24 protein-coding genes are annotated in these 25,382 nt (G+C 73.2%); 12 read left to right on the forward strand and 12 right to left on the reverse strand.

Annotated elements, in window-relative coordinates; genetic code table 11:
- Positions 1-7 precede the first annotated feature (7 nt).
- Positions 8-1,129, reverse strand: coding sequence for a bile acid:sodium symporter family protein (locus EJG53_RS06880; RefSeq protein ID WP_244955020.1), 1,122 nt, complete (start codon positions 1,127-1,129; stop codon positions 8-10).
- Between the two features lie 212 nt (positions 1,130-1,341).
- Here EJG53_RS06880 and EJG53_RS06885 point away from each other — a divergent pair, with 212 nt between their 5' ends.
- The 5 genes from EJG53_RS06885 to EJG53_RS06905 all read left to right on the forward strand — a co-directional run bounded on the left by EJG53_RS06885 (position 1,342) and on the right by EJG53_RS06905 (position 6,935).
- Complete coding sequence (locus EJG53_RS06885; RefSeq protein ID WP_125049210.1) at positions 1,342-2,226, forward strand: LysR family transcriptional regulator; 885 nt, start codon at positions 1,342-1,344, stop codon at positions 2,224-2,226.
- A 245-nt stretch (positions 2,227-2,471) separates the two neighbouring features.
- Entirely contained in the window at positions 2,472-4,298 is a 1,827-nt protein-coding gene (locus EJG53_RS06890) for an AMP-dependent synthetase/ligase (RefSeq protein WP_174856375.1), read from the forward strand.
- Positions 4,299-4,396: 98 nt separating this feature from the next.
- The gene (locus EJG53_RS06895) at positions 4,397-5,413 is read left to right on the forward strand and encodes a hypothetical protein (protein ID WP_125044096.1); all 1,017 of its coding nucleotides are present in this window, start codon (positions 4,397-4,399) and stop codon (positions 5,411-5,413) included.
- Between the two features lie 97 nt (positions 5,414-5,510).
- Complete coding sequence (locus EJG53_RS06900; RefSeq protein ID WP_125044097.1) at positions 5,511-6,341, forward strand: aldo/keto reductase; 831 nt, start codon at positions 5,511-5,513, stop codon at positions 6,339-6,341.
- Positions 6,342-6,614: 273 nt separating this feature from the next.
- Complete coding sequence (locus tag EJG53_RS06905; protein ID WP_125044098.1) at positions 6,615-6,935, forward strand: SH3 domain-containing protein; 321 nt, start codon at positions 6,615-6,617, stop codon at positions 6,933-6,935.
- A gap of 308 nt (positions 6,936-7,243) precedes the next feature.
- Here the strand turns inward: EJG53_RS06905 and EJG53_RS06910 are convergent, their stop codons facing one another.
- Complete coding sequence (locus EJG53_RS06910; RefSeq protein ID WP_125044099.1) at positions 7,244-8,191, reverse strand: methyltransferase domain-containing protein; 948 nt, start codon at positions 8,189-8,191, stop codon at positions 7,244-7,246.
- A 106-nt stretch (positions 8,192-8,297) separates the two neighbouring features.
- Between EJG53_RS06910 and EJG53_RS06915 the strand changes: the two genes are divergently transcribed.
- Positions 8,298-9,341, forward strand: a complete 1,044-nt coding sequence (locus EJG53_RS06915; protein ID WP_244955021.1) for a DUF1266 domain-containing protein — start codon at positions 8,298-8,300, stop codon at positions 9,339-9,341.
- A gap of 41 nt (positions 9,342-9,382) precedes the next feature.
- Here EJG53_RS06915 and EJG53_RS06920 read toward each other — a convergent pair whose 3' ends face one another.
- Genes EJG53_RS06920 through EJG53_RS06930 form a run of 3 tightly spaced genes read right to left on the reverse strand, consistent with a single transcriptional unit; the run spans position 9,383 to position 10,988 of the window.
- Positions 9,383-9,802 (reverse strand): Asp23/Gls24 family envelope stress response protein, encoded by a 420-nt coding sequence (locus EJG53_RS06920; protein WP_174856377.1) that lies wholly within the window; start codon positions 9,800-9,802, stop codon positions 9,383-9,385.
- Positions 9,799-10,452: an Asp23/Gls24 family envelope stress response protein gene (locus tag EJG53_RS06925; protein WP_174856378.1), complete on the reverse strand. Its 654-nt coding sequence runs from the start codon at positions 10,450-10,452 to the stop codon at positions 9,799-9,801. Before EJG53_RS06925 ends, EJG53_RS06920 begins: the two co-directional genes overlap by 4 nt.
- Positions 10,443-10,988 carry an RNA polymerase sigma factor gene (locus tag EJG53_RS06930; RefSeq protein WP_030020487.1) on the reverse strand — a complete coding sequence of 182 codons (546 nt, stop codon included), beginning with the start codon at positions 10,986-10,988 and terminating at the stop codon, positions 10,443-10,445. The genes EJG53_RS06925 and EJG53_RS06930 overlap by 10 nt, the downstream gene beginning before the upstream one ends.
- A 233-nt stretch (positions 10,989-11,221) precedes the next feature.
- On the opposite strand from EJG53_RS06930, the gene EJG53_RS06935 reads away from it, so the two are divergent.
- The gene (locus EJG53_RS06935; RefSeq protein WP_125044100.1) at positions 11,222-12,202 is read left to right on the forward strand and encodes a YihY/virulence factor BrkB family protein; all 981 of its coding nucleotides are present in this window, start codon (positions 11,222-11,224) and stop codon (positions 12,200-12,202) included.
- 42 nt (positions 12,203-12,244) lie between these two features.
- Here the strand turns inward: EJG53_RS06935 and EJG53_RS06940 are convergent, their stop codons facing one another.
- On the reverse strand, positions 12,245-12,556 hold the full coding sequence (locus tag EJG53_RS06940) for a 4a-hydroxytetrahydrobiopterin dehydratase (protein WP_125044101.1): 312 nt from the start codon (positions 12,554-12,556) through the stop codon (positions 12,245-12,247).
- A gap of 219 nt (positions 12,557-12,775) precedes the next feature.
- On the opposite strand from EJG53_RS06940, the gene EJG53_RS06945 reads away from it, so the two are divergent.
- On the forward strand, positions 12,776-14,599 hold the full coding sequence (locus tag EJG53_RS06945; RefSeq protein ID WP_125044102.1) for a hydroxysqualene dehydroxylase: 1,824 nt from the start codon (positions 12,776-12,778) through the stop codon (positions 14,597-14,599).
- A gap of 17 nt (positions 14,600-14,616) precedes the next feature.
- Here the strand turns inward: EJG53_RS06945 and EJG53_RS06950 are convergent, their stop codons facing one another.
- Both EJG53_RS06950 and EJG53_RS06955 read right to left on the reverse strand, forming a co-directional pair.
- The gene (locus EJG53_RS06950; RefSeq protein WP_125044103.1) at positions 14,617-15,846 is read right to left on the reverse strand and encodes an RNA polymerase sigma factor; all 1,230 of its coding nucleotides are present in this window, start codon (positions 15,844-15,846) and stop codon (positions 14,617-14,619) included.
- A gap of 46 nt (positions 15,847-15,892) precedes the next feature.
- Complete coding sequence (locus EJG53_RS06955) at positions 15,893-16,252, reverse strand: YciI family protein (protein WP_031010932.1); 360 nt, start codon at positions 16,250-16,252, stop codon at positions 15,893-15,895.
- Positions 16,253-16,450: 198 nt separating this feature from the next.
- Here EJG53_RS06955 and EJG53_RS06960 point away from each other — a divergent pair, with 198 nt between their 5' ends.
- Complete coding sequence (locus tag EJG53_RS06960) at positions 16,451-17,272, forward strand: helix-turn-helix transcriptional regulator (RefSeq protein ID WP_125044104.1); 822 nt, start codon at positions 16,451-16,453, stop codon at positions 17,270-17,272.
- Positions 17,273-17,292: 20 nt separating this feature from the next.
- Here the strand turns inward: EJG53_RS06960 and EJG53_RS06965 are convergent, their stop codons facing one another.
- Both EJG53_RS06965 and EJG53_RS06970 read right to left on the reverse strand, forming a co-directional pair.
- On the reverse strand, positions 17,293-17,694 hold the full coding sequence (locus EJG53_RS06965) for a nuclear transport factor 2 family protein (RefSeq protein WP_125044105.1): 402 nt from the start codon (positions 17,692-17,694) through the stop codon (positions 17,293-17,295).
- A gap of 134 nt (positions 17,695-17,828) precedes the next feature.
- A complete protein-coding gene (locus EJG53_RS06970; protein WP_244955022.1) occupies positions 17,829-19,547 on the reverse strand; it encodes an FAD-dependent monooxygenase in 1,719 nt (572 codons plus the stop codon).
- A 93-nt stretch (positions 19,548-19,640) separates the two neighbouring features.
- Here EJG53_RS06970 and EJG53_RS06975 point away from each other — a divergent pair, with 93 nt between their 5' ends.
- The 3 genes from EJG53_RS06975 (at position 19,641) to EJG53_RS06985 (ending at position 21,625) form a co-directional block, all read left to right on the forward strand.
- Positions 19,641-20,084 (forward strand): helix-turn-helix domain-containing protein, encoded by a 444-nt coding sequence (locus EJG53_RS06975; protein WP_125044106.1) that lies wholly within the window; start codon positions 19,641-19,643, stop codon positions 20,082-20,084.
- 62 nt (positions 20,085-20,146) lie between these two features.
- Positions 20,147-20,728, forward strand: a complete 582-nt coding sequence (locus EJG53_RS06980) for a TetR/AcrR family transcriptional regulator (RefSeq protein WP_125044107.1) — start codon at positions 20,147-20,149, stop codon at positions 20,726-20,728.
- A gap of 129 nt (positions 20,729-20,857) precedes the next feature.
- Complete coding sequence (locus tag EJG53_RS06985; protein ID WP_125044108.1) at positions 20,858-21,625, forward strand: SDR family NAD(P)-dependent oxidoreductase; 768 nt, start codon at positions 20,858-20,860, stop codon at positions 21,623-21,625.
- Here the strand turns inward: EJG53_RS06985 and EJG53_RS06990 are convergent.
- Positions 21,615-23,048, reverse strand: coding sequence for an amino acid permease (locus tag EJG53_RS06990; RefSeq protein ID WP_125049215.1), 1,434 nt, complete (start codon positions 23,046-23,048; stop codon positions 21,615-21,617). The two genes, EJG53_RS06985 and EJG53_RS06990, sit on opposite strands and share 11 nt — an antisense overlap.
- 87 nt (positions 23,049-23,135) lie before the next feature.
- Positions 23,136-25,259: a phage holin family protein gene (locus EJG53_RS06995; RefSeq protein ID WP_125044109.1), complete on the reverse strand. Its 2,124-nt coding sequence runs from the start codon at positions 25,257-25,259 to the stop codon at positions 23,136-23,138.
- Positions 25,260-25,382: the final 123 nt, after the last annotated feature.

Genomic DNA, 25,382 nt, shown 5'->3' on the forward strand with positions numbered 1-25,382 from the left:
GCGGCACTCACGGAGCGGAGTGGGCCGGTCGTACCGCACCGGCCTGCTCCGCGCCGCCCGGATCGACGCCGGGCCGCGGCCGCACACCCGCCTCTCGCCGTCCGGGGCCGGGCAGATCCCCGGCCCCGGACCCGCCCCCGGATTCCCGCTCCTCCGGCGCCTGTGCCGCGTACCGCTTCGCGAGGACCGCGCAGACCATGAGCTGCATCTGGTGGAACAGCATCAGCGGCAGCACCGCCAGCCCGGCCTGTGCGCCGAACAGGACGCTGGCCATGGGCAGGCCGGCGGCCAGGCTCTTCTTCGAGCCCGCGAACGTGATGGCGATCCGGTCGCCGCGGGGGAAACCGGCCTTCTTGGAACCGTAGGACGTGATCGTCAGCATCAGGGCCAGCAGGACGGCCTCGACGGCCAGCAGGCCCAGCAGGCGCCACGGCGAGACCTGGTGCCAGATGCCCTGGACCATGCCCGTGCTGAAGGCGGTGTAGACGACGAGGAGTATCGAGCCGCGGTCGACGAGGCCGAGGATCTTCTTGTGGCGGGTGATGAAACCGGCGATCCAGCGGCGCAACAACTGACCGGCCAGGAACGGCACCAGCAGTTGGAAGACGATCGAGACCAGTGAGCTCGCCGAGAACCCGCCGCCGTCACCGCCCAGGAGGAGCGCCGCCAGCAGCGGCGTCACGACGATCCCGATGAGGCTGGAGAAGGAGCCCGCGCAGATCGCCGCCGCGACATTGCCGCGCGCTATCGAGGTGAAGGCGATCGAGGACTGGACGGTGGAGGGCACCAGGCACAGGAAGAGCAGGCCGGTGTAGAGGGGCTGCGTCAGGAGGTACGGGACGAGACCGCCGGCGGCCAGCCCCAGCAGGGGGAAGAGGACGAACGTGCACGCCAGCACCGTCAGGTGCAGCCGCCACTGGCGCATCCCGTCCACCGCTTCCCGGGTGGAGAGCCGGGCGCCGTAGAGGAAGAAGAGCAGCGCCACGGCACCGGTCGACGCGTCGTCGGCGACGGTGGCGGCCGCGCCCCGGGCGGGGAGCAGGGCCGCGAGGCCGACGGTACCGACGAGGGCCAGGATGAATCCGTCCACGGGGAGCCAGGAGGGGATTCTGAGCTGAGGGCGGCGCATGTTCTCTCTTCGCGGATGGGACGGACGGTGCAGGTGGGGTGGACGGTGCGGGAGTGACCTGACAGTGCGGGTGGGGTGGACGGTGCCCTCTCCAGCCTGCCTGGTGGCGCAGCCATCGGGAAGCCCTCTTACCGTGGTGACTGTCATCATGAAGTGTGATGAACGTCGGTGATGATGCGTGATGGTGCGTGATGAGTGACCGGGCCGGGGCGATGTTCGACCCCGTACAGCTACGGACGTTCCTCGCGGTGGCGCAGACGCTGAGCTTCACGCAGGCCGCGCACCGCCTCGGCCTGCGGCAGTCCACCGTGAGCCAGCACGTGCGCAAGCTGGAGGACGTGGCCGGGCGGCGGCTGTTCGCCCGGGACACCCATGCCGTGGACCTCACCGAGGACGGTGAGGCGATGCTCGGCTTCGCGCGCACCATCCTGGAGGCCAACGAGCGGGCCGCGGGCTTCTTCACGGGCACGCGGCTGCGCGGCCGGCTGCGGTTCGGGGCCTCGGAGGACTTCGTGCTGACCCGGATGCCGGAGGTGCTGGAGGAGTTCCGGCGCGACCACCCCGAGGTGGACCTGGAGCTGACGGTCGAACTCTCCGGGACGCTGCACGAACTGCTGGCGGCCGGCCGCCTCGATCTCGTACTGGCCAAGCGGCGCCCCGACCCGGCACGCGGCCGGGCGGAGGCGCCCACCGGCCGGCTCGTCTGGCGGGACCGGCTGGTGTGGGTCGGCACGGACCGGCTGCGGCTGGACGCGCGGCGGCCGGTCCCGCTGGTGGTGTTCCCGCCGCCGGCGGTGACCCGGGCCCGCGCGCTGGAGGCGCTGGAGCGGCAGGGCCGCGACTGGCGCATCGCCTGTACGAGCGGCAGCCTCAACGGCCTGATCGCGGCCACCCGGGCGGGCCTGGGCGTGATGGCGCACAGCCTCGGCATGATCCCGCCCGGCCTGGTGCGGGTGCCGTCCCGGGCCGGGCTGCCGGAGCTCGGCGGGGTGGACTTCGTCCTGCTGCACGGGGAGCGGGACGGGGCGGCCAGGGGCCCGGCGGACGCGCTGGCCGACGCGATACTGGCGGGCGGCGACCGGCTGCAGCTTCCGTAGCGGCACGCTCGCCCTGGAAAGACGCGACGGCGCACGAAGAGATTTGGTGCAGATCCGGTCCCCGCGCCGTGATCATCGGGCGCACGCCGCCCCCGACGATGTCCGGGCTTCTCCTGAGTAGCCCGTTTTCGCCTCATGACCAGCGACTATGCCACCGGTCCGGCCGACCGGCCGCCCCTCCCGCGGGCCCGCGGTGTTGGGGTACGGTCTCGGCCCGGTGAGAAGCACGTCGAGGAGCTGGGTCATTGCGCGAGTTCTCCGTCCCGCCTTTGGCGACGGCGCCCCGCGTCGGCGGGTTGGCGGACGCTGTGTTCGATCATGCCGGCTCGGATCCGGGCCGGGCCGCGCTGGCGCGCAAGGACGAGGCCGGCCGGTGGCGGGACGTGACGTCGGCGGAGTTCCGTGACGAGGTGCTGGCCCTGGCCAAGGGGCTGCTCGCGCAGGGTGTCCGGTTCGGCGACCGGGTCGGGATCATGTCCCGTACCCGCTACGAGTGGACGCTGTTCGACTTCGCCCTGTGGTCCGTGGGCGCCCAGTCCGTACCGCTGTACCCCACCTCCTCCGCCGAGCAGGTCTTCTGGATGCTGCACGACGCGGGGGTGTCGGCCTGCATGGTGGAGCACGAGGACCACGCGATGACCGTCGGCTCGGTCATCGACCGGCTGCCGCAGCTCCGCCGCCTGTGGCAGTTGGACGCCGACCCGGTCGCCGAGCTGACGGCGGCGGGCGCGCACCTGGAGGACGACGTGGTGCACCGCCACCGGATGGCGGTCACCCCGGACGCGACCGCGACGGTCATCTACACCTCCGGCACGACCGGCCGCCCGAAGGGCTGCGTGATCAGCCACGCGAACTTCATGGCCGAGGCCGACAACGTCGTCCGGCGCTACGAGACGGTGTTCCACTCCAGGCCCGGCGACGAGGCGTCCACCCTGCTGTTCCTGCCGCTCGCCCATGTCTTCGGCCGGATGGTGCAGGTCGCGGCGGTACGCGGGCGGGTCAAGCTGGGCCATCAGCCCGAGCTGTCCGCCGCCGCCCTGCTTCCCGACCTCCAGTCGTTCCGGCCCAGTTTCATCCTCGCCGTGCCGTACATCTTCGAGAGGGTCTTCGCGGCGGCCCGGCGCAAGGCCGAGGCGGAGGGGCGGCTCGGGCCGTTCGAGAAGGCCGTCGACGTGGCGGTCCGCTACGCCGAGGCGCTGGAGCACAAGGCGTTCGGCACCGCGTCCGGGCCCGGCGCGCCGCTGCGGATGCAGCATCAGCTCTTCGACAAGCTGGTCTACAGCAAGGTGCGGGAGGCGATGGGCGGCCGGGTGCGGCACGCCATGTCGGGCGGTTCGGCGATGGAGCGCCGGCTCGGGCTGTTCTTCGCGGGCGCCGGGGTGACGATCTACGAGGGGTACGGCCTGACGGAGTCCACCGCCGCCGCCACCGCCAACCCGCCCGAGCGCACCCGCTTCGGCACGGTCGGCTCCCCCGTCCCCGGGACGACCGTGCACATCGCCGAGGACGGCGAGATCTGGCTGCACGGCGGCCAGGTCTTCCAGGGCTACCTGAACAACGCGCGGGCCACCGACGCCGTCCTGCGCGACGGCTGGCTGGCCACCGGCGATCTCGGCGCGCTCGACGAGGACGGCTATCTGACGATCACCGGCCGCAAGAAGGAGATCCTGGTGACCTCCGGCGGCAAGACCCTGTCCCCGGTCGTCCTGGAGGAGCGGGTCAGGGCGCATCCGCTGGTCGCCCAGTGCATCGTCGTCGGCAACGACCGTCCGTACGTGGCCGCGCTGGTGACGCTGGACCCGGAGGCGGTCGGGCACTGGCTCAGGATGCGCGGCAAGCCGGAGCTGCCGCCGACCGACCTGGTGCACGACCCCGACCTGGAGACGGAGATCCGGCGGGCCGTGGTCGCCGCCAACACACTGGTCTCGCAGGCCGAGTCCATCCGTACGTTCCGGATACTGGCGCACCAGTTCAGCGAGGAGCACGGCCTGCTGACGCCGTCGCTCAAGCTGAAGCGCAAGGCCATCGAGGCGGCGTACGCGACGGAGGTGGAGGCGCTGTACCGGGCGTGAGGGGGCGCACGGGTCGTACCCGCGCCTCCCCCGCGCGGCGGAGGCGGTTCGTCCCCCGGCCGGAGGTGCGGTCCGCGGGCCGCCGGGAGGCTCGTGTCATGAACACCGAACAGCTCATGGGCCGCCAGGTCCTCCTGGGGCGCGTGGCCGTCGCGGCCTGCGCCCCGTACCTCCTTCTCAAACTGCTGTGGGTCCTGGGCCATGACATCGGCATCGTGGACGTGGACCGGGCCGGCCGGGGCACCTGGATCGCGGCCAACATCGTCACCTTCCTCATGGACGCCGTGGCCGCCGCCATCGCGTACACCCTCACCCGCCCGTCCGGTCTGCGGGCCCCCGCCTGGTTGCTCGCGCTGCCCCTGTGGATGGCGTCCGGGCTGCTCACACCCCTGATGATCACCGTGCCCACCGGCTCCGCCGTCGCCGCCCTGACCGGCGCGGCGAACCCGATGGCGTCCGGCGACTTCCTCGAACCCTGGGTCTACGTGCTGGTCTACGGCGCCTTCATCGTCGAGGGCCTCACCCTGCTGAGCGCCTTCTGGATCTACGCGCACCGGCGCTGGGGCGCGCTGCTGCGCCGGCCGCTGGAGTCCGTACCCGTTCCGGCCCCTGGTGTACGGGTGGCACGGCGGCTGCTCGGTGTGCCGGCCGCGGTGCTGCTCGCCGTACTCGGCATCGTCGACGTGCTGTGGGGCCTCGGGATGCCGACGGGCCCCGGAGCGGCGGCCCTGCCCGCCCGGAGCGTCGTCACGGCCACGTCCGGCGTGGTCCAGGGCCTGCTGGCGCTGGCCGGCGCGGCCGGGCTGGCCGCTCTGCTCTTTCCCCACCGGGGGCGCCTGCGGCGGCTGCGTACGCGGGTGCCGCTCGCGCTGGCCTGGCTGGGCTCCGCGACGGTGTTCGCGTGGGGCGGGACGATGTGGCTCTCGTGGGCCGTGGCCGACGCCCTGACCGGCGGCGACTCGGCTCCCGCCCGCGGCCTGCCGGGCCTGGCGGGCGCCCTGGAGCTGGTCGCGGGGCTGGTCGTGCTCTGCCTCGGCGCCCTCACCCTGGCCGCCGAGACGGCCCGTACGGCGCCCTCGTCCGCACCCGCGCCGGAACGTGCCGGCGCGTACTGAATTCATCGGCACTCACTGGAGGTGCGCGGGAATGCTCCGTACGGGATGATCGTTGACGTTGGAGTACATGTACGACGACCTAAGGATCGAATCCGTCGTGAGCAAGGTCCCCCACATCACCCTCAACAACGATGTCGCCATGCCGCAGCTCGGCTACGGCGTCTGGCAGGTGCCGGACGACGAGGCCGCCACGGCCGTCGGCAACGCCCTGGAAGCCGGATACCGCAGCATCGACACCGCCGCGATCTACGGCAACGAGGAGGGCACGGGGAAGGCGCTCGCCGCCTCCGGCATCGCGCGTGACGAGCTCTTCGTCACGACGAAGCTGTGGAACGACGAGCAGGGCTACGACTCGACCCTGCGCGCCTTCGACACCTCCCTCGGCAAGCTGGGCCTGGAGTACGTGGATCTGTACCTGATCCACTGGCCGATGCCCGCCAAGGACACGTACGTGGACACGTACCGGGCGTTCGAGAAGATCTACGAAGAGGGCCGCGCCAAGGCCATCGGCGTCTCCAACTTCCAGCCCGCCCACCTGGAGCGGCTGCTGGGCGAGACGTCCGTCGTGCCGGCGGTCAACCAGGTCGAGCTGCACCCGCAGCTCCAGCAGTCCGAGCTGCGCGCCTTCCACGCCCGGCACAACATCGCGACCGAGGCCTGGTCGCCGCTGGGCCAGGGCAAGGACCTCCTGAAGAACACGACCGTCACCGGCCTCGCCGAGAAGTACGGGCGCACCCCGGCGCAGATCGTGCTCCGCTGGCACCTCCAGCTCGGCAACGTCGTCATCCCGAAGTCCGTGACCCCGTCCCGGATCAAGGAGAACATCGACGTCTTCGGCTTCGAGCTGGACGACGCCGACATGTCCGCTCTCGCGGCCCTGGACTCCGGCACCCGCCTGGGCCCGGACCCGGACACCATGAACGGCTGAGACACCTCCCCGGACCCCGGTCCGGTGCAGCACCTTCCGGCGCCGCCGCCCCACCCGGGACGGCGGCGCCGCCTTTCCGTCCCGTCCTCTCCTTTTCCTCCTCCCCCTCCTCGCGCCCCTCCCAGCTCACCCCCGGTTTCCCGGTTTCCCACGCCCCGCGGGGGACGGGAAACCCCTTGGCCCGCCGCTCGGCGCGGGACGAAGGTCAGGGTGCCGGGTCCGGGCAGCAGACGGCCCCGGTGTACCGAGGATCACCCAACGGAGGAGATTCAGATGATCCGCATTCCCCGCGCCGCCGCCGCTCTCGCGGCCACCGCGGCCGTCTTCGCCCTCGGCGGCGGCACCATGGCCACCGCCGCCGGTCCGGCCCCCGCCCACCGGACCGCCTCGCCCGCGGTCCAGGCCGTCGTCTGCACCGTCAACGACAACGGCGTCAACTACCGCGGCGGCCCGGGCACCGGCTACCCCGTCCTGGGACAGGTGAACCGGGGCCAGAAGATGAACGCGCGCGGCACCGAAGGCTCCTGGGTCATGGGTGACCTGTGGGGCGGTCGCACCGGGGTGTGGATCCACCGCGCCTACCTGGACTGCTGAGGCTCAGCCCGCCGGCCCGGCCGTACGCCCTCGCCACGGGCCGGCGAGCTGATCACACGGCGGGGTGGTGGAGGGGTCTTCCCGGCCGGGAGGGCCACCACCCCGCCCGGCACCGGCCGGCCGCCGTTCGGCCAGGTCCTGCCCATCGCGCACGAGCACACCGACGGGGGCGTGCGCGGCGGGGAGAGGACGTGGCTCTACGGGGGCGGCGGCCGGGCGGTGCCGTAGCGTCCCGCCCGCTCCCAGGGCGGGGCGCTCGGGGGAAGCTGTCAGCCGGGCGGCGGACGTATGCCGGGTGGCGCGGACGGTCAGGCCGCCCGTGCCGTGTGGAAGGTCTGGGCGGAGAGCCAGAAGAGGTCCGGACGCCGGGCGATGCCTGCCGGGTCGTCCGGGTCGAGGAGGCGGGTGAGGGTGGCGCGGTCCTCCTCGTCCAGGTCGTCGCCGGCCTTCTCGGCGAAGCGGGAGAGCAGCAGGGTGAGCTGGGCCCGTCCGGCGGGTTCCAGCGGGGCGGGGAGGTCGAGGAGGAAGCTGCGGCTGCGCGGGGAGCACAGGCCCGCGGCGGTCAGGATGGCGGGCCAGTCCTCGACGACGGCCCGGCTGCCGGGCAGTGCGGCGCGCATCTGGGCGAACCAGTCGTCCTGCACCGCGTCGAGACGCGCCTGGAAGCCGGGGCGGCCGATGCCGAAGTCACGGGGCAGGAACCGGGGGGCGAGGCCGCCTTCGGACGCGACGAGCAGCCCGCCCGGACGGAGCCGCCGGGCCAGCGCGGCCACGGCGGCCGCCTGGTCGCCGACGTGGTGCAGGGCCTTGCTGGACCAGATGAGGTCCGCGTCCCCGACGGCCTCGATGTGGTCGGGCAGCTCGGCCACCTGGGTACGGAACCGGTCGCCGAGGCCCAGACGGGCGGCGCGCTCCCGGGCGCGTTCGAGGAGCGCCTCGGTCGGGTCCACCGCCACGATCTCGGCCTGCGGGAACGCCTGGGCCAGCAGACAACTGGTGACGCCGGGGCCGCTGCCGACGTCGAGCACCCGGCGGACCTCGTCGGGCCCGGGGCCGGACGACTCCGTCAGCAGGTCCCGGAGCCAGGCGGTGGCCTGTTCGAGGAGCGGGGTCAGGAACTCGGCCTCGCCTTCGAGGTAGGCGGCGAGCGCGTCCCAGTCCATGTGCGTGTGGTCGTGGTGGCGGCCGTTGCCCTGACCGTGGTCGTGGCCGGACTCGGGTGCCGGGGTCGTGGTGCCGTGGATGTGGTCCGTCATGGTGCGAGCGTCCGGCAGGGAGCGCCACAAGGCAAACATCCTTGCCGGTCCGGCAAAGCACCCCGCCTCCGGGGCCACCGGACCGCCCACCGTAAGGTTCTGCTCCGTGGGAACTCCAGGATGGATACCGCCGACCGAGACGGAACGGCGGTTGTGCGAGGCCGGTGCGCGGGGCGACTGGCAAGGCCAGGTCGCGGCCGTGGCCGGCGAGGATCTGTATCTGGCGGTGCCCCAGCAGGGCCAGGACCCGCTGCCGGTCTACGAGGACCCGGCCGGCGGCGGTACGTGCATCCCCGTGACGACCCGCGGCATGCTGCCGCCGTGGCACCCCCAGCAGCTCTTCGACCGGGTCACGGTGGAGGAGCTGGCGCAGGACTGGCCGAACGACCGGTGGAAGCTGGCGGTCAACCCGGGTACGCCGTGTGCCGCGTACCTGCCGGCCACCGCCGCGCACCGCGGCACGTGGACCCGCATCCGCGCCCAGTACGGCGTCCGTCCCGGCGGGCTGCTCACCACCCACCTCGGCGGCCCGCTGCACGGCCCGCTCGCCCAGGGGCTCGCCTGCGGCGCCCCGCTCGCCGTGCATCACAGCGTGCCGTGGAACGAACTGGGCACCGCCTTCCTCGACTACGCGGCCGACGCCCAACTGCTGCACGAGCAGTGGTCGGTCACCGACCCGGCGTCCTGGCAGCAGCGCCTCGGCCAGTTGCTCGACGCCGGTTTCGTACCGGCCGAGACGGAGGCCGCGCTGCGTGCCCGCGCCGGTGGGGAGGACTCCGGGTCCGGTGGTGTGCCGGAGCTGGTGGAGAAGTACGAGGAGCGCTTCCGCGCGGACGGGGTGCTGCCCGCGGACGGGCAGGTGAAGTCGCTCGTCGCCCTGGACTACGCACATGCCGTCGCCCTCGTCCGCTGGGGGCTCGGAGCCCGTTACTGCGCGCCGCCGGAGGCCGAGCAGGCCGTGCTGCGCGCCGGTGAGCTGGCGCGCGCGGCGTACGGCTCCTGGCAGGAGTTCTCGGCGGGGTACGCGCTGGGCCGGGCGCTGGCCTTCGACAACGGCTGGTTCGGCACGGCGTACCAGGAGGCGGTGCACCTGCACCGGGTGCTCGGCCAGGACCCGGCCTCGCCGTGGGCGAATCTGCCCTTCGTCTGACGGGGCGGGGCACGCGGCGGAAGCCCTTCAGGTGACGCCTTTCAGGTGATGTCCGTGACGGTCACCGTCACGGCGACCTCGGGTGCGGCTTCGCCCGCCGTCCGCACCGCCTCCTGGACCGCCGCCGTGACACGTGGCCGGACCGCGCGGACCACGTCCAGGGCCCGGTGACCGCGCCGGACCGCCAGGTGGACGCGGATCCGCCACGCCCCGGGGCCGGGACCGCGGTCGGCCCGTACGCCGGGCACCCGGCCGCCCCGCACGGACGGGGCAGGAGAACCGCCACCGGGCCGGGAGGCGGCGCCGGAGCCGGTTCCGGTCGTCCGCGCCACCGTCCCCCGCAGCAGTTCGCCCAGGCCGGGCCGGAGGAAGGCGACACCGGGTGTGTCCTTGGCGGCCCCTGCGGCGGCACGGAGGATCGCGGCGTGCAACTGCGCGTCACCCTTCATGACCTGGCTCATGTCCTGCCCTCCTCGCCGGCTTCCGGATGCCCGCCGGAGCCATCCGTCTCCCCCGCGACCAGGTCGACGACGGTGACGTCGACCTCCTCGACCTCCAGCCCGATGCCGTCCCGCGCCGCCGCGCGCACCCGTTCGCGTACCCGGTCGGCCAGTGTGGGCAGCGGCCACGCGTACCCGGCCGCCAGTTCGATCGCCACCTTCATGGGCCCGCGCGGCGCGAGCAGGGTGACCCGGCAACTGCCCGCCTGGACGTCCGGCAGGGTCTCGGCTGCGGCGCGGAAGGACTTGGCCGCCGCGGCCTCGGTGATCCAGGCGTCGTCCTCCGGATCGCCCAGCGGCAGCGTCCTGCCGGGCCGGAGTTCGGTTCTGACCAGGTCCATCACCCGGGCCGTGAAGCGTTCGGCGCTCCGCTCCTCCTCGTCGGAGCCCGCGGGCCGCCGGGCCTCGCGTACGTAACTGTCGAGGACGCCGAGGCCCGCCAGCGCCTCCTGGCAGTACGGGCACCGGTCGGCGTGCGGGCCCGCGTCCGGGGCGGCGTCCCCGGCCGGACCGTCCGCGCCGTCCACGCCCTCCGCATCGTTTTCCTCCCACACGGACGACAGCGCGCGGCCGCAGGGCAGGATCGGGTCGTCGTGCTCACCTAGCGCCATGCGCCCATCGCCTCCGTCAGATAGCGGCGTGCCCGGAAGACCCTGCCACGGACCGCCTGGTGGCTGATGCCCACCACCGCGGCGATCTCCTCGTACGGCAGGGCGTGCAGCTCGCGCAGCACCCAGCAGGCGCGCTGCTCCGGGGTGAGTCCGTCCATCGCCCGCATCAGCGCCTCGACGGCGGCGGTCGACTCGGCCGCCCGCACCGGTGACGACGCGTGCTCGGGCGCGCTCGGCTCGGGCACCGAGCCGAGGTCCTGGGTGGGTCTGCGGGCCCGCAGCAGGTTCAGGCACCGGTTGGTGACGATGCGGTACATCCAGGTCGCGAAGGCGGCGTCGCCGCGGAACTCCGGGATGCGGCGCCAGGCGCTCACGAAGGCGTCCTGCACGGCGTCCTCCGCGTCGGTGCGGCTGCCGAGCAGCCGGGTCGCCAGGCGCAGGAGCTGAGCGCTGTGCCGCCGTACGAGCACCTCGAAGGCCCCCTCGTCCCCTTCCGCGGCACGTACGGCCAGCAGGGCGTCGCTGGGTTCGGGCACTCACCGGCTCCTTCCTTTCCCGGCCATCTTCACCTGAGCCGGGCACAATGCCCCGCTTTGGTGCTATACGGGCGTCACCGGCGTTTCCGATCCGTGCCCCGAGCCGGTCACAGGGAAGACGCCTATCACGGCGCACCACCGGACGGAGCGCGCTCCACACGCTTGTACGCTGCGCAAACGGGCAGACGGACCGGGCGCACGGCGCGCACGGCACGAGGAGAGGACGGACACCCATGGGCGGTGGCGGTACGGACCGCGGACTGCATCCGACGGCGCTCACGGCCGGCACCGGCAGGTCACGCGCACGCCGCGCCGCGCTGCCCAGTTGGCCCCGGATCCGCACCGCGGCCCGCCGTACCCCGGTCTCGATCTGGAACGACGACGTGTCCGACTGGGCGGCCAGCCTGACGTACTACTCGGTGCTGGCCCTGCTGCCCTCGGTGATCGTCACCATCTCGCTCGTCGGCCTGGCCAACCCCGCGTCCACCGAGGAGCTGATCAACCACATCAGCGCCCTCGCCCCCGCCGGGTCGGGCGGCACCGTCCGCCGGGCCCTGGTCACCATGGCGCAGCAGCGCACCGCCGTGTGGATGCTGGTCGGGGGTGCGCTGGTCAGCGCCCTGTGGTCGTCGTGCAGCTACCTGGCGGTGTTCCGGCGGGCCCTGCACGCCATGTACCGCGTCAAGGACGACCGGCCGCCGTGGCGCAAGGCGCCGCGCATTCTGGCGACGGCGCTGCTGCTGTTGGCGCTGCTGATCAGCAGCGCGGTCGTGCTGCTGATCAGCGGGCCGATAGCGAGTGCGGCCGGGCGCGGGCTGGGGCTCGGCGAGGCGGGCGCGGAGACGTGGAACCTGGTGCAGTGGCCGCTGCTGTTGCTGCTGGCGGTCGTACTGGTGATGGTCCTCTTCCGTACGGGCCCGTCCCGGACGCGTGGGTGGCGCGCGGTGCCCGGCGGGGTGGTGGCGGTGCTGATGTGGCTGGTGTCCTCGGCGGGGTTCACGTTCTACGCCTCGTACGTGGGCACGTTCAACCGGCTGTACGGGTCGCTCGCCGGGCCCGTCGTCTTCCTGATCTGGCTGTGGTTCTCCCACCTGTCCCTGCTGAGCGGCGCCCAGTTCAACGCCGAGCTGGCCCGGATGGAGAGCGCGGACGCGGGTGCGTCGGAGGACGCGGGCTCCGGCGAGTCCGGCGGCGGCGCGGAAGGGAAGAGCTGAGCGCGCCCGCCCAGCTCTCCCGGCCGGTGCGCCGCCCGCCGCTCAGCTCGCCCCGTGTCCGGTGGCGATCTCCTCGATCCGGTGGGCCAGGGTGAAGTCGAGGGCGGTGACGGCGTGGCCGGCGCTGTGGGTGTTCACGGCGACGGTCAGCGTGTTGTAGCCGAGGGTCAGTTCGGAGTGGTGGTTCAGCTCCTCCTGGATCTGGGCGACGTGGATCACCATCGCGGCCGCCGGCAGATGCCGCTCGAAGGTGTAGGTGCGGGTCAGGCTGCCGTCCGTCACCGACCAGCCGGGCAGCTCCGCGAGGCGGTCCTCGATCTCCTTGTCCGTCAGCAGGTCCACCTGAGCGTCCATCTCGCTCCGCCTCTCCGTCACAGCGCATGGCCGCGCGTACCGCCCGTACCACCGGGCCGTCCGCGCACTGTCGATTGCAGCAGTTCCAGCGTGGCACGCCGAGGACGCTTTCCCGCCAATGTGCGGACGGCCACGCCGTGGACTTCCGGGGTCACGGGGCCGCTCTTATGCTCCTGCGCCTGACGAGCCGTCCGTTACCGCGGGTAGTAGGGAGCAGTCGTGGACACCGAAGGCCGTACGGAGCACACGCGCGGAACCGGCGGCGGACAGCCCCGGCGGACGTTCCTGGGCCGGGCGGCGGCGGTGGGCGGCGCGCTCGCTCTCGGAACCGGCGGTACGGCGGCCGCCGCGCCCGCGCCCGCCCGGCGCCGTGCCGCCGGCCGGACCGTGGCCGTCCTCGGCGGCGGGGTGGCCGGGCTGACCGCCGCACACGAGCTGGCCGAACGCGGCTTCCAGGTCACCGTGTACGAACGCAAGCCCAAGGGCCTCGGCGGCAAGGCCCGCAGCATGGACGTGCCGGACAGCGCGCGCGGCGGCCGCAAGCCGCTGCCCGGCGAGCACGGCTTCCGCTTCATCCCGGGCATCTACCACAACCTCCCGGACACCCTGCGCCGCATCCCGTTCCCCGGCAACGCCAACGGCTGTCACGACAACCTGGTGGCCTCCACCGAGGTGCTGTTCGCCCGTACCCGCGGCCGGGAGGACATCCGTATCCCGTTCTCCGCCGTCGGCACTCCCCCGCCGGTCCTCACGCCCGACGCGTTCCTGCGCATGCTGGCCGGCCTGCTGGACACCGCCACCCGCCTGCCCGCCCACGAGATCGCGTACTTCGCCAACCGGCTGCTGGTCTTCCTCACGAGCTGCGACCGGCGCCGGCTGGACGTGTGGGAGCACACGCCGTGGTGGCGTTTCCTGCGGGCCGCGTCGATGTCCGCCGACTACCAACGCCTGCTGGCCGTCGGCCTGACCCGCAACATCGTCGCGACCAAGGCGGAGATCGCCTCCACCCGGACCGTCGCGACCTGCGCCGAAGCCTTCGTCTTCAACCTTCTCGGGCGGGGCGCGGACGGACAGCCGGACCGGGTGCTCAACCTGCCCACCAACGAGGCGTGGATCGACCCGTGGGTGGCGTATCTGCGGTCGCTCGGGGTGGAGTTCAAGGTCGGCTGGGCGGTACGGGACCTGAGACTGGCGGGCGGCCGGATCGCGGAGGCGGTCGTCACCGATCCGCAGGGCGTACGGCAGACGGTGGTCGCCGACCACTTCGTACAGGCGATGCCGGTCGAACACGCCCGTGCCACCTGGAACGCCGCCGTACGGGCCGCCGACCCGGAGCTGGCGCGCTGCGACAAGCTGGCCACCGACTGGATGACGGGCATCCAGTTCTATCTGACCGAGCCGACGCCCATCATCCACGGGCACGTCAACCACATCGACTCGCCCTGGTCACTGACCGCCGTCGGCCAGGCGCAGTACTGGAAGAACCGTGACTTCCCGGCCGACTACGGCGACGGACAGGCCGCCGACTGTCTGTCGGTGGACATCTCGGAGTGGGACCAGCCGGGCATCCTGTACGGGAAGACGGCCAAGCAGTGCACGCGCGAGGAGGTCGCGCGGGAGGTCTGGGCCCAGATGAAGGCGGGTCTCAACGACACCGGCGCGGCCGTGCTGCGTGACGCGACGCTGCACTCCTGGTTCCTGGACCCGGCGGTGTCCGGGCTCGGCACCCCGCACCCCGCCAACGACGAGCAGTTGCTCATCCACCCCACCGGTTCCTGGCCGAACCGGCCCGCCTCCCGTACGGCGATCCCCAACCTCTTCCTCGCCGGGGACTATGTGGCCGTCGACATCGACCTGGCGACGATGGAGGGCGCCAACGCGTCCGCACGGCAGGCCGTGAACGCGCTGCTGGACGCTTCCGGTTCCGCCGCCGAACGGTGCGCCGTCATTCCGCTGTACCGCGCACCGGAGTTCGCGCCGCTCAGAAGACACGACGAGACGCGGTACCGGCTCGGGCTGCGGAACGTCTTCGACCTGGGGTGATGCCGGAACCGTACGGGTCAGCCGGAGCGCGCCGCCCTCGCCAGGAGGAGTTCCCGCTCCCGCGCGTTACGGGCCAGGGCCGCCGCCCGCTCGAACTCTTCGCGCGCCTCGGGCACCCGCCCCAGGCGTTCCAGCAGGTCGCCGCGGACGCTCGGCAGCAGGTGGTAGCCCTTCAGGGCGGGGTCGACGGCCAGGGCGTCCACCAGCTTCAGGGCAGCGGCCGGGCCTTCGGCCATCGAGACGGCGACGGCCCGGTTCAACTCGACCACCGGGGACGGGGACTGCGCCAGCAACCGGTCGTAGAGGGTGGCGATGGCGGCCCAGTCCGTGTCCTCGTACCGGAGGGCCAGCGCGTGGTGCGCGGCGATCGCGGCCTGGAGCGAGTACGGGCCGTGCCCGCCGCGGTGCAGGGCGTCGACGCCGCGGCGGATCAGGATCCGGTTCCACTTCGCGCGGTTCTGGTCGGCGAGCAGCACCGGCTCACCGGCGGGCCCCGTACGGGCGGGGATGCGCGACGCCTGGAACTCCAGCAGCGCCGCCAGGCCGTGCACTTCGGGCTCGTCCGGCATCAGGTTCGCCAGGACCCGGACGAGGCGGAGCGCGTCCTCGCACAGGGCCGGGCGCACCAGGTCGTCACCGGCCGTCGCGGTGTACCCCTCGTTGAAGACGAGGTAGATGACTTCCAGGACGGAGGAGAGCCGGGCCGACCGCTCGGTGCCGTACGGGACTTCGAAGGGCACCCGGGCCTCGGCGAGCGTCCGTTTGGCGCGCACCACCCGCTGCGCCACCGTGGGCTCCGCGACGAGGAAGGCGCGGGCGATCTCCGGTGTGGTCAGCCCGCCCAGCAGCCGCAGGGTGAGCGCGATGCGGGCCGGGGCGGGCAGCACGGGGTGGCAGGCGGTGAAGACCAGCCGCAGCAGGTCGTCGTCGATGTCCTCCGCGTCCGACGGTTCGGGCGGCGGCACGTCCTCCAGCGCGCGCCCGACCTCGGCCAGCTTGCGCGCGTACGTCTCCTTGCGGCGGACGAGGTCGACGGCGCGGTGCTTGGCGGTGGCCATGAGCCAGGCGCCCGGCCGGTCCGGAACGCCTGACTCCGGCCACTGTTCCAACGCGGCGACCAGCGCGTCCTGCGCGAGTTCCTCGGCGATGCCCACGTCCCGCACGATGCGGGTGACACCGGCGATGATCCGCGCGGACTCGATCCTGAACACCGTCTCGACCGCGTCGGCCGTGCCCGCTCCCGTCACGGCCCCATCAGATCAGCCGTGCGCGGGAGCGACAAGCACGGCCGGGTCAGCAGTTCTCGGCGATCTCGCGGACCTCGGTGGTGACGGTCCAGTGCTCCTCGTGGACGCGCAGGAACCGGTGGGTCCACTCCAGCGCCTCGGCCTTGTCCTTGGCCTGGATGAGCAGATAGCCGCCGACGACCTCCTTGGTCTCGGTGAAGGGCCCGTCGGTGGAGCTGAGCTTCCCGCCGGACCAGGTGACCCGGGTGCCCTGGGAGGTGGGGGTGAGCCCGGCGTTGTCCAGCATGACCCCGGCCTTGGTCATCTCCGCCAGCAGTTCGCCCATGCGCTCCTGGAGTTCAGGGCTGGGGCCGCCCTCGGGGGCGTTGTTCTCGTCGATACGGATCAGCGTCAGGAAGCGCGGCACGGTGACTCCTCGGTCGTGCGGGCGGGGCCGTTCCCCGCCTCTCACCCCTGCGTCGAACGGGAGGCCGCCGGATCGACAGGCCCGCCGGATTTTTTCGGCGATTTTCTCCCGGGCGGTGCCGCGCCACGGCGGGCGGTCCCGTACGCGCCCCACCGGTATACACCCGTACACACGTACGGAATCGGTTACGGTTCGGCCATGACGACTGCTGCGGTCTCCTCGAAGACGCCGTCCGGCACGACGGGGGTGGGCGCGCTGCTGCGCGAGTGGCGGCTGCGGCGCCGTGTCAGCCAGCTCGACCTGGCCCTGCGCGCCGACTCCTCCGCCCGGCACATCAGCTTCATCGAGACCGGCCGCGCCCGGCCCAGCCAGGAGATGGTGCTCCGGCTGGCCGAACATCTCGACGTACCCGTACGGGAACGCAACGCGCTGCTGATCGCGGCCGGTTACGCCCCCGGCTTCCCGGAGACCCCCTTGGACGACCCGTCGATGGACGCGCTGCGGACCGGTGTCGAGCGGCTGCTGACGGGCTACGAGCCGTTCCCGGCCCTGGTCGTGGATGCCACGTACCACGTCGTCGCCGCGAACCGCGGCATCCAGGCGCTGATGGCGGGCGTCGACGCGAAGCTGCTGGAACCCCCGCTGAACGCCATGCGCGTCACCCTGCACCCCGACGGGCTCGCCCCGCGCATCCGCAACTTCCTGGAGTGGCGGGAGCACCTGCTGACGCAGATGCAGCGGCAGTTGGCGGTGATGCGTTCCGCGCCACTCCGCGCGGTCTACGAGGAGGTCAGCGCCTACCCGCTGCCCGAGGGCGGGCGGGAGACGGCCGCGGACGGCGGTCACGCGCCGTACGCGCTGCCCATGGTGGTCGAACACGACGGACGGGTGCTGTCCTTCATCTCCACCATCGCCACCTTCAACACGCCGATGGACGTGACCGTCTCCGAACTCGCCCTGGAGACCTTCCTCCCGGCGGACCCGGAGACGGCCGAGCATCTGCGGACGTGGCTGCCGTAGGGCGGCGGCCCCGCACCGGCTCACATGGCGGGCACGCGGTCCAGAAAGCCCGAGACGGTACGGATCCGGCCGTCCGCCGCGAGCGTGGCGACGTCGGACCCGGCGACCGGCGCCGAACCGTCCGGCGCCACCAGCTCCCAGCCGAAACGGACCAGGTCGTGATGCCCGTCCGGCGTCCCCAGCCGCCGGAACACGAACCCGGGGAACTGGGCGTGGACCCCGGCGATGACGGCGGCGAGCTGGTCGTGCCCCACGGTGTCGGCGAGCGGGTCGGTGTAGGTGGCGTCCTCGGTGAAGGCCACGGCGACGGCCTCGACGGCGCCGTCGGCGTCCTGCCCGGCCGAGTTCCACGCCGCCAGGTACCGCTCGACCGCGTCCTCGTAGCGCTCCGTGCCCGCCTGGCGGGTGTCCGTCTGCGTCATGGCTGACTCCTCGTGTCTCGTCGTGTCGCGGGTCCGCGATGCGTCGCGGACCCTGAAGGGCCGGTTCGCGGGCCGGAGTGCGCCGGCCCGTGAACCGGTGACTCAAAGATGCCGGGGCGCGGCGGGCGGGTCGATTACGTGCCAGGTAATGGGCCGAGCAGTGCGGCCAGCGTCCGCTTGACGGCGGTGCCCGGGTCGGCGGCGAGGCGGTCGGCGCGCCAGGCCACGAAGTGGTCGGGGCGGACGAGTACGGCTCCGTCGGACGCCAGTCCGGGAAGGGTGCCGTCGGGGACGCGGTGCGTGCTCAGGGTGATACCGAGGGCGGCGGCCGCCTCCGTGGCGGCGGGCCGCCAGGGCGCGCCGTGCGACCCGGCGAACAGGGCCCAGTCGGCGCCGGCGAGGTCGAGGGTGGAGGTGCGGCCGTTCTCCGGGGTCTTCAAGGGGCGGTGCGGCAGACGGTGGCCCGGGTGCACGTGGTCGGCGAGGAGGTCGGGGGCGGGCGCGGTGTCGGGCGGGACCACCGCGCCCGAGGGGTACGCGTAGCGCATCATCGCCCGGATGTAGTCCCCTGCGGCCAGCTCGTACAGCGCGTTCGGGTCGCCGCCGCCGAGGGAACGGTAGCCGCGGTGCATGGTGCGGGAGAGCGCCAGGGAGGCCCGTACCGCGGCGCGGCGTTCCGGCTCGTAGGTGTCCAGCAGCCGTTCGGCGGCCTGTCCGCGCAGCACGGCGGCGAGTTTCCAGGCCAGGTTGTGGCCGTCCTGGACGCCGGTGTTCATCCCGAGCCCGCCGGCCGAACTCTGCACGTGCGCGGAGTCGCCCGCGAGGAAGACCCGGCCGCGCCGGAAGGCCGAGGCCACGCCCACGGCCGCTTCCCAGGCGTTCACCGCCATCAGCTCGACGGACAGGCCGGGGTCGCCGACGGCGGACCGCAGCAGGGCCAGGGCGCGGTCCGTGGGGAGCGGCGCGATGCCGTCCGTGTCGTCGGGCCGGCCCGGGTAGTCCATGAGGTGGGAGACCCACTGGTCGCGGCCGTTCACGCAGAAGACCGTCGCGTAGACGTCCGTGTTCCGCACGAAGCACGCGGTGTCGCGCAGTCCGGCCGCCCCGGTCGGCAGGTCGGCCCGGTAGAAGGCGGTGTGCAGCCGGGCGACCACCTCCCGGTCGGGCACGGTGAGGCCCAGGAGGCGCCGTACGGTGCTGTGCGCGCCGTCGGCGCCGATCACGTACCGCGCGGTGATGCCGTACTCCTCGCCGGTCGCGGTGTCGGCGAGCCGCACCCGTACACCGCCTGAAACCGGGCCCGATTCCACGTATGAGTCAGCGTCCGCGTCCTGTTCGAGACCGGTCACAGCGATCCCGAGCCGCAGGTCGCCGCCGCGCCGCAGCAGCTCGTCCGACGCCAGCCGCTGCACCTGGAGGTGGTTGAGCACCAGCCGGCTGTCGACCGGACTGCAGTTCCGCAGCCACCGTACGTACGGCTCGGGAGGCGCCACGTGCTGCCGCGCGCCGCCCAGCGCGCTGTCCGTGAACACGGCCTGGAACGGCTCGGGGCCGTACCAGCCGGTCCGTTCGACGGCCTTCTGGAGGCCCGCAGCCCGGAGCAGTTCCAGTGTGCGGATGCTGCTCAGTGCCCGCGGCGGGCCCGTGAACGGGTTCCGCTTGTCCACCACGAGGACGGCCACGCCCCGTTGGGCCAGGAACATCGCCGTGGCCAGTCCGACCGGTCCGGCACCGGCCACCAGCACCGGAACGGTCGCGGGGAGCGGCCGCCCCGCCGTCGGCCGCTCCCCCGCCACCACCCCCTGGCCCGCCGCCACGGGCTCCGCTTCCGTCTTCGTGTCGCGTATGCGCACAGCACACCGTCCTCGGTTCCCCGGCCCGGTCCGTCGCCGGGCCCGGCCCGCCCAGCCTGGACGCTCAAGCCGGCTTGAGCGCAAGATGGGACCGTGCCGCCCCGCGACGAGGACGACGAACTGCATGCGATCAGCGAAGTGGCCCGCTGCTTCGGCCTGTCGGTGGCCACGCTGCGGTACTACGACGAGCTGGGGCTGCTGCCGCCCGCCGGGCGCCTGCGGAACGTACGGCACTACGGCCGCCGCGAGCTGCGACGGCTCGCGCTGATACAGCATCTCCACCAGGGCGGCATGCTGAGCCTCGCGGACACCGCCGCCGCGCTCGGCGAACGCGGGCCGGACGGGGTGCGGCGGCCTCCGGGGCGGGCGGTGCTGACCGGTGCGATCCAGCTCATCGAGGACCGGATGGCGGATCTCCAGGCCGCGCGGCAGCGCCTCGCCCACCTGCTGACCTGTCCGAAGGACGATCCGGTACGGGAGTGCACACAGCTACGCGCCGAACTGGACCGGACCGTCACGCAGGCACTGAGCCGCTGACGGCGCGTCGCCCGCGCGCCTCATTATTGACCGGTCGGTCTCAAAAGCCTAGGGTCCTCCCCGTGGCACGGACCAAGGAATTCGATCCGGACGCCGCGCTCCAGGCAGCCCTCGAACTGTTCTGGCGGCGCGGCTACGAGGCGACGTCGATGGCCGACCTCGTCAGCCATCTCGGCATCGCCCGTGCCAGCCTCTACGCGACCTTCGGCAGCAAGCACGACCTCTACCTCAAGGCCCTGGAGCGGTACAGCCGGCTCTCGGACCCGGGACTGATCGAGGAACTGTCCCAGCCGGGCCCCGCACTGCCCGCCGTACGGGCACTGGTGACCCGGTTCGCGGACGAGGCCGCCCGCGACGACCTGGGGCGCGGCTGCTTCGTGACGAACACGGCGGCCGAGCTGGCGGCCCACGACCGGCACGCCGCCCGGCAGGTCGAGGCGAGCTGGACGGTCCTGGAGACGGCGCTGACCTCGGCGCTGACCCGGGCGCGGGCCCAGGGCGAGCTGCCCGCCGGCCGCGACCCGCGGGCGCTGGCCCGGATGCTGCTCGTCCTGATGCAGGGGCTGCGCCTGATGGGCAAGTCCGGCCAGGAGCCGGGCCGGCTCCGGGACGCGGCGGAGCAGGCGTTGGCGTTGCTGGACTGAGGGGCGGGACGGGGGCAGGGCCTTTCGGGGCCGGAGCGGCCTTCGGCCTTGCTGCCTCACGCCCTGATTCTAGACCGATCGTTCTGTATAGCGACGTCACCGCACGCGACCAGAGAAGGGCTCACCACCATGGACAGCACCGCACGCTTCACCGGAAAGACCGTGCTCGTCACCGGCGGCGGCACCGGCATCGGCCGGGCGGTCGCCCTCGCGTTCGCCGGGGAGGGCGCGAACGTCGTGGTCGCCGGCCGTACCGAAGGGCCGCTGGAGCAGACGGTCGCGCTGGTGACGGCCGCGGGCGGCCGGGCGGCGGCCGTCACCGCCGACGTGACCCGGGGCGCGGACGTGGCCGCGCTGGTCGCGGAGGTCGTCCGCCGCTTCGGCGGGCTGGACGTGGCCGTCAACAACGTCGGGGTGTTCGTACCCCCGGCACCGACCGCCGACATCCCCGAGGAGGACTGGCGGCGCGCCCTGGACACCAATCTCACCGGCACGTTCCTGTCGATGAAGCACGAGATCGGCCACATGCGGGCGCACGGCGGCGGCGCGATCGTCAACATCGCCTCCAACCTGGGCGCCTCCCTGCGCCGCCCCGGGATCAGCGCGTACGTCGCCGCCAAGGCCGCCGTGAGCGCCCTGACCCGCAACGCCGCGCTCGACCACATCGAGGACGGCATCCGCATCAACGCGGTCTCGCCCGGCAAGGTCGACACTCCCATGTCGACGCTGCCGGGCGAGACCGCGGATCAGAAGGCCGAGCGGATGCGGCGCGAGGTGCCCGCGGGCCGTTCGGCCGCCACCGCCGAGATCGCGGCGGCGGTGCTCCACCTGGCATCCGACGCGGCGGCGTTCACCGTGGGCGCGGAGCTGGTGGTGGACGGCGGTGTCACCGCCTAGGGTCTTCCGGCCCGCCGGCCGCGGGCTGCGCGACGGCTGCGGGCTGCCCGGCCGCCGTGGGTACCTCGGCCGCTGCGGGCTCCCCGGCCGCCGCTTCCTCCGCGCGACGGCGGCGGCCCGTGCGGCGGGCCGCCATCCAGGCGTAGACGAGGATGCCGGCGAACAGGAACAGCACGCCCTGGTAGATCGCGGCGTATCCGGCGCCGGCCACCAGCCAGAAGGTGAAGCCGAAGGCGACCAGCGCGAGCACCAGGTCCCGTACGAAGCGGGCCGGGCGGACCTTGTCGCGCTCGCCGGTCAGCAGGAAGTAGATCTGGGCGCCCGCGGCGAGCAGGTAGGGCACGGTCGCCGAGAACGTCGTGATGAGGACCAGGATCTCGAAGACGCCGCCCGCGCCGATCAGGTAGTTGATCACGGTCAGGGCGGTGGCCAGCACCGAGGCGGCCAGTACGCCGAAGGTCGGCACACCGCGCTGCTTCTTCAGGAAGGCGGCCGGGAACAGGCCGTCCTTGGCGGCGGCGTACGGCGACTGTGCGCTCATCAGCGTCCAGCCGTTGAGCGCGCCGACGATGGAGACGACGGCCGCGACCGCGATGACCGTGCCGCCCCACTGGCCGCCGAACATGGCGTTGACCGCGTCGGAGAACGGCGCCTTGGAGTCCACCAGCTTGTCGTGCGCGACCGTGCCGAAGACCGAGACCGTGCCGAGGAGGTAGACGACGGCGGCACCGATCGTGCCGAGGACGGTGGCGCGGCCCACGTTGCGCTCGGGGTCGCGCACTTCGCCCGCGCTCATCGCCGCGGACTCCACGCCCACGTAGCTGTAGAGCAGGATGGCCGCCGCGGCCGACATGCCGCCGACCGCGCTGCCGCCGCCCTCGTTGAAGGAGCCCAGGTTGTCCGGGTCGAAGAAGAACAGCCCGACGATCGCGATGAAGAGCAGCGGGACGAACTTCAGGACGGTGGAGACAAGCTGGACCGCGCCGACGTAGCGGGTGCCGGCGAGGTTGGACAGCGCCGGGAGCCAGAGCGCGACCAGCGCCACCAGCAGGTCCATGCCCTTGGAGTCGTGCCCGGGGAAGAGCACGTGGACGTAGCCGACCGCGGCGACCGCGAGGGCCGCGTTGCTGACCCACGTCATGGTCCAGTAGGACCAGGCCGACAGGAAGCCGGCGAAGTCGCCGAACGCCTCGCGGGCGTAGACGTAGGGGCCGCCGGTGTCCGGGTGGCGGGCGGCCAGCCGTCCGAAGACCAGGGCCAGCGCGATGGCGCCGACGGTCAGGACGCCGAAGGCGACCAGGCTCACGGTGCCGTAGGGGGCTACCGAGGCCGGCAGGAGGAAGATGCCGCCGCCGATGATGTTTCCCATCACCAGACAGATGGCGGTCCCTAGACCGAAGCGGCGGGTGTGCCGGTCGTGCATGGCTGGGGTGAGCCTCTCGTCGTGCTGTGCGCGCCCGGAGGTGCCGGACGGCTGCTCATCGTCTTCGACCTGCAACGTTGCACAAAATCAGCGGGTTTTGTCCCGCACGGCACCGTCGGCCGGTGAAAATACTTCGGGCGTGGGCCCTCCCGGCCGCAGTTCGTCCGCCGGACCCCCGAGGGGTATCTGCGGGCCGTCGACCTCGCGCAGCCAGCGCCGCAGGACGGCGTGGATCTGCTCGGCACCGGCCGGCTCCGCGCCGTCGGCGGTGGGCGGGGACAGCTCGGCGGGCCACAGCAGGAAGGGTCTGCTCTGCTCGCCGCCCAGCCCGCCGTGCGAGCCGATCTGCTCCTCGAAGGCGTGCACCGCGCCGGTGGCCGGGTCGCAGGAGGAATTGACCATGATGTCCGCGGTGTGCGGGAAGCCGTCCGTGCGCCGTACGGCGTCCGCGGCGCCCGCGCCGAAGCCGGCCAGGGGGTCGTGGCCCACGATCCGGCCGGTGTCGAGGTGGTGCTCGGCGCCGCCGGGCCCCAGCACCACGGCGCCGTCCGTGGCGGAGCGGACCAGCAGGAAGCCGATGCCGGGGTGGTTGGCGAGGGTGGCCAGCAGCGCCGGGTGGCGGCGTTCGATCTCCTCGCGGGTGACCCGCCCGGGCAGGTCGGGGAAGGACACCAGGCCCAGGTTGCCGGAGGCCAGCACGACGGGGTCGGACGGGCCGCAGCCGTCCGCGCCCTCCGGGCGGTGCAGCGCGGCGCGGGCCGCCTCGCGTGCCTCGGCGCCGCTCGCGGTCCGCCCGGCGCGCCGGGAGACCGGGAGGCCGCAGCCGGCCCGCACCAGGTCCTCCAGGCCGAGGCCGTAGCTGTCCAGGAAGGTCGCGCCGGGGCTCTGGCCGTGGTCGGAGAGCAGGACGATGCGGTAGCGGCGGGGGGCGTACTGCGCGGCGTCGGCGATCAGCCCGACGGCGCGGTCCAGGCGGCGCAGCACCTGGTGGGTGTCGCGGTGCCGGGGGCCGGAGTGGTGCGCCACCTCGTCGTAGGCGACCAGGTCGGCGTAGACGGCGGTCCGGCCGGCCAGCAGGTCGCCGATGACGGCGGCGACCACCACGTCCCGCTCGACGACGGTCGCGAAGGCCCGGATGAAGGGGTAGAGGCCGCCGCGCTTGACGCGCGGGGTCTCCCGGCGGAACCGGGACCGCAGGGACTGGCCGATCTCGCGGAAGATCTCGGCGACGAAGGACACCGCCGTACGGGTCGCGTTGGCCGGGTCGGAGAAGTACGCGAAATATCCGGCGCGGGAGCGGTTGTGCCGACCGCGGCGGGCGGCCACCGACATCACCAGGGCGAGCTGGTCGGCGCCGCCGCTGAAGAGGTTGCCGCGGCTCGCGCCGTCGAAGCTGAGCAGCCCGGCGTCGCCCGTACGGGCCTCGGCGCGCCGCTGGAGCTCGACCGCGCCGCTGGGCCGGTTGCTGACGATCAGCCGGCGGGTCTCCTTCTCGTACCACCGGAAGGCGGGCAGGTCGTGGTTGGTGCCGTGCAGGATGCCGAGCTGGCTGGCGCCGGTCTGGCTGGACCAGTCCGTACGCCACGGGGTCAGCCGGTGGGTGCCGCCGAGCCGGCCGGCGACCGTCCCCATCAGGGGCCGCTCGCCGCTCGTCGCCTCCCGCAGCAGGTCGTGGCCGAGGCCGTCGAGCTGGAGGAAGACCGTGCCGGGCGCTATGGGGCCCGGGTCGCCGGGGGCGCCGCGGCGGCGGCCGTGCCGGCGCCCGGCCAGCCGCACCAGACGGCGGCGGTACGCATCGTCGTCCCGCACGGCGAGGAAGGTGGAGGTGGCGGACGAGGTCGCGGACATCACGGCGGCGACGATCACGGCCGTCTCGGGCGCGGCCTGGCCGCGTCCCTCGGGGATCAGCCCGAGGGCGACCAGCAGCAGCGAACCGTTCAGGAAGAAGACGAGCAGCCCGAGGACGAGGGCGGGCACCAGCAGCAGGGCCCGTACGAGCAGGGGCCAGACCAGGGCGCTGAGCAGGCCGAAGGCTCCGGCGCCCAGCGCGGCGGTGAGGAACGTACGGGTGAGGCTGTCGCCGCCCGCGGACTGGAGGCGGAAGTCGGGCAGCAGGGCGGCGAGCACCAGGAGCGTCAGCGACGACACCACCCAGACCGCCGTCACCCGCAGCAGGGCTCCGCCCACCGTCCGCCACCTGGGCCGCCGCATGGCGCGCTCACCTCGCTCCCGCCGCTCGTCACGCTCGGACACCCTCGCCGGGCGTCACGCGTACAGCGTGTCACAGCCCACTGACAGCGCGGCCGGACGACGGCGCCGGGAGATGGCGGTCCC

The organism is Streptomyces chrestomyceticus JCM 4735 (genome assembly GCF_003865135.1).
GTDB lineage: Bacteria > Actinomycetota > Actinomycetes > Streptomycetales > Streptomycetaceae > Streptomyces > Streptomyces chrestomyceticus.

Coding starts and splice junctions, on each gene's coding strand:
- EJG53_RS06940 (WP_125044101.1), bottom strand. CDS start 12,556: ATGGACGCTCAGGTGGACCTGCTGACGGACAAGGAGATCGAGGACCGC.
- EJG53_RS06935 (WP_125044100.1), top strand. CDS start 11,222: ATGGGCGGTGGCGGTACGGACCGCGGACTGCATCCGACGGCGCTCACG.
- EJG53_RS06885 (WP_125049210.1), top strand. CDS start 1,342: ATGTTCGACCCCGTACAGCTACGGACGTTCCTCGCGGTGGCGCAGACG.
- EJG53_RS06905 (WP_125044098.1), top strand. CDS start 6,615: ATGATCCGCATTCCCCGCGCCGCCGCCGCTCTCGCGGCCACCGCGGCC.
- EJG53_RS06995 (WP_125044109.1), bottom strand. CDS start 25,259: ATGCGGCGGCCCAGGTGGCGGACGGTGGGCGGAGCCCTGCTGCGGGTG.
- EJG53_RS06960 (WP_125044104.1), top strand. CDS start 16,451: ATGACGACTGCTGCGGTCTCCTCGAAGACGCCGTCCGGCACGACGGGG.
- EJG53_RS06925 (WP_174856378.1), bottom strand. CDS start 10,452: ATGGCGCTAGGTGAGCACGACGACCCGATCCTGCCCTGCGGCCGCGCG.
- EJG53_RS06880 (WP_244955020.1), bottom strand. CDS start 1,129: ATGCGCCGCCCTCAGCTCAGAATCCCCTCCTGGCTCCCCGTGGACGGA.
- EJG53_RS06920 (WP_174856377.1), bottom strand. CDS start 9,802: ATGAGCCAGGTCATGAAGGGTGACGCGCAGTTGCACGCCGCGATCCTC.
- EJG53_RS06990 (WP_125049215.1), bottom strand. CDS start 23,048: ATGCACGACCGGCACACCCGCCGCTTCGGTCTAGGGACCGCCATCTGT.
- EJG53_RS06965 (WP_125044105.1), bottom strand. CDS start 17,694: ATGACGCAGACGGACACCCGCCAGGCGGGCACGGAGCGCTACGAGGAC.
- EJG53_RS06910 (WP_125044099.1), bottom strand. CDS start 8,191: ATGACGGACCACATCCACGGCACCACGACCCCGGCACCCGAGTCCGGC.
- EJG53_RS06985 (WP_125044108.1), top strand. CDS start 20,858: ATGGACAGCACCGCACGCTTCACCGGAAAGACCGTGCTCGTCACCGGC.
- EJG53_RS06895 (WP_125044096.1), top strand. CDS start 4,397: ATGAACACCGAACAGCTCATGGGCCGCCAGGTCCTCCTGGGGCGCGTG.